The 4,089-nt window shown below is 73.0% G+C and carries 6 protein-coding genes; 5 read left to right on the top strand and 1 reads right to left on the bottom strand.

What is annotated here, in order from left to right; all coding sequences use genetic code 11:
• The 5 genes from IEZ17_RS41350 to IEZ17_RS41330 all read left to right on the top strand — a co-directional run.
• The coding region (locus IEZ17_RS41350; RefSeq protein ID WP_229853133.1) for an ABC transporter substrate-binding protein at positions 1-935 on the top strand (935 nt) is incomplete at its 5' end.
• Between the two features lie 191 nt (positions 936-1,126).
• Positions 1,127-1,510 carry a hypothetical protein gene (locus IEZ17_RS41345; RefSeq protein ID WP_189308791.1) on the top strand — a complete coding sequence of 128 codons (384 nt, stop codon included), beginning with the start codon at positions 1,127-1,129 and terminating at the stop codon, positions 1,508-1,510.
• A gap of 39 nt (positions 1,511-1,549) precedes the next feature.
• The gene (locus IEZ17_RS41340) at positions 1,550-2,440 is read left to right on the top strand and encodes a hypothetical protein (RefSeq protein WP_229853132.1); all 891 of its coding nucleotides are present in this window, start codon (positions 1,550-1,552) and stop codon (positions 2,438-2,440) included.
• Between the two features lie 70 nt (positions 2,441-2,510).
• On the top strand, positions 2,511-2,906 hold the full coding sequence (locus IEZ17_RS41335) for a roadblock/LC7 domain-containing protein (RefSeq protein WP_189308789.1): 396 nt from the start codon (positions 2,511-2,513) through the stop codon (positions 2,904-2,906).
• Positions 2,907-2,962: 56 nt separating this feature from the next.
• On the top strand, positions 2,963-3,337 hold the full coding sequence (locus IEZ17_RS41330; RefSeq protein WP_189308788.1) for a roadblock/LC7 domain-containing protein: 375 nt from the start codon (positions 2,963-2,965) through the stop codon (positions 3,335-3,337).
• Positions 3,338-3,341: 4 nt separating this feature from the next.
• Here the strand turns inward: IEZ17_RS41330 and IEZ17_RS41325 are convergent.
• The coding region (locus IEZ17_RS41325) for an urease accessory protein UreD (protein WP_189308787.1) at positions 3,342-4,089 on the bottom strand (748 nt) is incomplete at its 5' end.

The following is a 4,089-nucleotide window of genomic DNA, read 5'->3' as shown; positions in this document are numbered from 1 at the left end:
TCCTCGCCCTGCTCGCCGCCGGCTGCACAGGCGACGGTACGGGCGGCGCGGCCGGCGGGTCCACGGTGCGGGTCGCCCACGTCCCCTCCACCCTGTTCGCCCCGCTCTATATCGCGCAGGCCAAGGGCTACTTCAAGCAGCAGGGCGTCACGGTCCGGCTGGAGTCGGTGAAGAACGGCCAGGACGCGGTCCCGCTGGCCGCCGCCGGGAAGGTGGATGCGGTGGTGGCCGGATTCTCCGCGGGGCTGTTCAACGGGGTGGCCAAGGGCCTGAAGGTGAAGGTCGCCGCGTCGATGGGCGCCGCAACCGGTGCCGGGCCGTCCCCGTCCGCGCTGGAGGTGTCCCAGCGGCTGCTGGACTCCGGGGAGGTCAAGACCGCCGCCGATCTGCGCGGACGCAGGATCGCGGTGTCCGGCGGCCCGGGTGCGGCAGGCGGGTACCAACTCGCCGCCGCCCTCCAGGAATCGGGGCTGACCCTCAAGGACGTCACGGTCGTCGATGTCGCCTTCCCCGACATGCGCACCGCACTGTCCACCGGGAGCGTGGCCGCCGCGCTGCCGCCCGCCCCGCTCACCACGGCCATGGAGGAGGCGGGGGTGTCCACTCCGCTGGCCGTGCCCCCGAGAGGCACGGTCGCCACCGGGGTGCTCTTCGGGACCCGCTTCGCGGCGCGGCCGGTCGCCGCGAAGTTCCTGGCGGCGCTGCGCAAGGGGGCCGCGGACCTCCAGGGGACCGGCCGGACGGCAGAGGTCAACCTGCGCATCCTGGCCCGGGCGACCGGTCAGCAACTGGGCGTGCTGCGCCACACCCCGTCGTATCAGTGGGACCCGCAACTGCTCCCGGACACCGGGCAGCTGATGAGGCAGCAGGCGGCGTACCGGGAGGCCGGACTGCTCGACGGCAGGTCGCTCACGGCGCGGGATCTGGTGGGCTGACCACCGCCCCGTGCAGCGGGCCGCAGACAACGGGCCGAGGAAGGGCGAGAACAGGTCAATTGCCGTACGCATGACCCGTATGCGTATGCCAGGTGTCCGCGCTACGTTACCTTCCGTGCAGGCTCTCCCACTCACCGCCATGTGGGAGAGCTTCCGCGTTTTCCCGTGTGCCCGCCGGAAGGAGACCTGAAGTGCCCGGTATCGACCAGGTATTGGCCCGAGCGATGGGGATACCCGGAGTCCTGGGTGCCGGGCTGATCGACTGGGCCAGCGGGCTGACCCTCGGTACGGCCGGGCAGGCGCCGCACGGCGATCACGACGCCGCCGCCGCGGACACCGCCGAGGTGGTGCAGGCCGTGGCCCGGAACGCCACCTTCGACACCGCGGCCGGCGAAGGCCCCCCGCTGGAGGACCTGATCATCACGGCCGCGCGCAGCTACCACCTGATCCGCTTCGTGCCCACCGCCTTCGACAGCCAGACCTTCCTCTATCTCTGGCTGGACCGCGCCCAGGCGAATCTGGCCATCGCCCGGTTACGGCTGCGGGATCTGGCCGCGGAGCTGGTCACCGGTTGACGCCCCGTCATGGCACCTCCCCTGCCACCCCGTTCGGCCGTGTCCGGCGACGACGGCGGATCCGGTCTGCTCGGCCGATACGCCGCCGAGCGCGCCACCGGCACCCTGCGCGGCCCGAACGGCTGCGTCTATCTCAGCGAGGGCGCCGTCTACTGCGTCGAGTGCCCGGCGGTACCGGGGCCCGATGCCCGGCTCACCGCGGCCGGACGGCTCTCCGCACCGTCCCGGCAGCGGGCCGCGGAGGCGGCGGGTCCGCAGCGGCGCGGTGGCCGATTCCTCGTCGAGCAGGGGTGGTTGACCCAGGGTGAACTGGAGATCTGCCAGCTCGGGGCGCTCCTCGACGCGGCGTTCTTCGTCCTGCCGCTGGCGCCGGGGAGCACCACTTTCACGCCGGGCGAGGTGCACTGGCTGGGCGTCGTACGTAGCGTCAGCGCGGCAGCACTCCAGGAGGCGACGGCCCGTCGGCGGGCGCTGCTCGACCGGCTGCGGCCCTGGGCGGCGGTCGACCAGGCGCCGGTCGTCCCCGTGGACCCCGTCGCCTCGGAGGGATGGGGCAGATCGCGCGGACCGGGCGGATCGCAGGGGTCGACCGGCGCGGTACGGCCGGCCGTCACCGGTCGCCAGCGGCGGCTGCTGGAGCACGCGGACGGCCGGCGCACCCCGTACGAACTCGCCCATGCGCTGGGCCAGTCCGCGTATCTGACGCTGCTCGACGTCCGGGGGCTGGCCGCGGCCGGGCTGGTCCGGCTCCCCGCGGCGCCGGCGGCGCTGCCCCGGCGGCGTCCGGGGGCCTCCGGGGCGGACCGGCGCACCGCGGCCCCCGATTCCGCGCCGCGCTGGCACCTGCCGGACCCGGGCGTTCTGGAGACCGCCGATCCGGACATCGCCCTCCTTGCCCGACTGCGCACCGCGCTGGAGGAGAACCTGTGAACCCCTGCGAACCCCTGCCATGAGGCACGTATTCGGCAAGCGTGCCGGAAGAAGGAGAATCAGCAGACCCATGACGATCGAATCCGAGGCGATCGCACCCGGAATCCGGGAAGAACTGCTCGCATTACGCGATCAAGTGCGGCACATGCACGGCGGAATGGTGGCCAGTGCGGACGGCATGGTCATCGCGCATGATCTGCCGGACATCGAACCGGACGGCCTCGCCGCGCTCACCGCAGCGGCGATCGGGGTCGCCAAAAGACTGGCCGACGCCACCGGGCAGGGCACGTTCGAGGAATCCCTCACGCGTGGCTCGGGCGGCTATATCGCGGCCTATTCCGCCGGGCACCGCGCGGTCCTCACGGCCGTGGCGGGACCGGACACCAATATCGGGCGGCTCCAATTGCAGGCCCGCCGGACCGCGGCGCGGATCGCGGCACTGCTCGACACCCCGCCGGGCCGCTGATATTCCGCCCGCGCACCACGAAAAGGCCATACCCACACCGAAAGGCTCGACCCCTCATGGCTCAAATGGAAAAGGCCCTCGCCGAAGCGATGTCGACCATCGAAGGCGCCATAGGCGTCGCCCTGGTCGACTACACCAGCGGAATGGCGCTGGCCACGCTCGGTGACAACCAGACGTTCGACCTCAATGTCGCCGCGGCCGGGAACACCGACGTCGTACGCGCCAAGCTGCGCACCATGGAAATGCTGGAACTCCAGGGCTCGATCGAGGACATGCTGATCACGCTGACCGCGCAGTACCACATCATCCGGCCGGTGACCGGCAAGAACGGCAGCGGCCTCTTCCTCTACCTGGTGCTGGACCGGAAGCGCGCCAACCTCGCGCTGGCGCGCCACCGTCTTGCCCGTCTGGAGGCCGAGCTGGAGGTGTGAGACCTCAGCCGGCCGGCGCCTCGTCCAGCAGCTGCCGCAGCCGCAGCCCGTCCGGGGCGACCGCGGTGACCAGCGCGGCGGGACCGGCGAGCGGTGCCAGGACACCCTGTCCCGTGCCGTCGCCGGCCGCCGCGCCCAGGAGCCGCACCTCGGTCGGCCGCTCCTCGAACTCCGGCTTGACGATGAGGAGTTGACCCACGGCACGGTTGCCGTCCAGAACGGCCGAGGTGTCCCAGCCGGGGACGCCCGGGCCGTAGGCGGTCTCCTGGTCGAGCAGTGTGCGGCCGGCCCGGCGGACGGTCAGGCGGCTGCGCAGGGCGCCGGTCCGCTCGCCGCTGCGGCCCAGGACCTGCTCCTCGCGGAGCACGAGCCGGGCGGTGGGGGCGAGTTCGACGGTGGTGGTCATCCGCAGATCGCTGCCCTCGGCGGAGATCAGCGGTTCCGGCAGCCACTCCAGGAGGGCGCCGTCGCCGACCGTCAACCGGACGTCGTAGGTGGCCTGTTCGGCGGTGCGGCCGGGCAGCGCGACGGTCGCCGCGGCGGCCGTGATGCGCAGCGCCGCGCCCGCCTCGGCGGTCGCCTCGATGCACAGGCGGTCGCCGCCGAGCGGGGCGCTCATGGCGCCCACGACGCAGACCCGGGCCTGGCCGGCGTGCGGCTGGACTCGACGCAGCGCGAACGGGCCACCGCCGTCGAGGACCGGCAGCCGGGTCGCGCCGTGGGCGTCCGCCCGCGCGACGATGCGGGCGGTG

Source organism: Streptomyces albospinus, from assembly GCF_014648695.1.
Lineage (GTDB): Bacteria > Actinomycetota > Actinomycetes > Streptomycetales > Streptomycetaceae > Streptomyces > Streptomyces albospinus.
This window is presented reverse-complemented; position numbering and strand designations above follow the sequence as displayed.

Coding starts and splice junctions, on each gene's coding strand:
- IEZ17_RS41335 (WP_189308789.1), top strand. CDS start 2,511: ATGACGATCGAATCCGAGGCGATCGCACCCGGAATCCGGGAAGAACTG.
- IEZ17_RS41330 (WP_189308788.1), top strand. CDS start 2,963: ATGGCTCAAATGGAAAAGGCCCTCGCCGAAGCGATGTCGACCATCGAA.